At 62.5% G+C, this 355-nt stretch carries 1 protein-coding gene; it reads left to right on the top strand.

What is annotated here, in order from left to right:
• On the top strand, positions 1-320 hold a 320-nt coding region (locus tag AB1L30_RS00775), incomplete at its 5' end, for a nucleoside transporter C-terminal domain-containing protein (RefSeq protein ID WP_367011439.1).
• Between the last annotated feature and the right edge of the window lie 35 nt (positions 321-355).

The following is a 355-nucleotide window of genomic DNA, read 5'->3' as shown; positions in this document are numbered from 1 at the left end:
CCTGGATGATGGGAGTCCCCTGGGGTGATTGCGTTGGAGTCGGGGGGTTGCTCGGTTCTCGGCTCGTCCTGAACGAACTGGTTGCCTATGGGCAACTCGGAACGATGGCGGCCCAATTGCAACCTCGGTCGGTGACCCTTGCCACGTTCGCCCTTTGCGGGTTCGCGAACCTCAGCTCGATCGGGATTCAGGTGGGGGGTATCGGGTCCCTGGTCCCGGAACGGCGGTCGGATTTGGCCCAACTGGGGCTACGGGCCTTGCTGGCGGCCACGCTTGCCAACGTGTTGACGGCGAGTATCGCCGGAACGTTGCTTCCTTGAGGATGCTCATGGTTTATGACCACGCTTCCGAAGCG

The sequence above is a fragment of the Bremerella sp. JC817 genome (genome assembly GCF_040718835.1).
Lineage (GTDB): Bacteria > Planctomycetota > Planctomycetia > Pirellulales > Pirellulaceae > Bremerella.
Note: the sequence above shows the minus strand (reverse complement) of the source record. Positions and strands in the feature narration are given on the sequence as shown.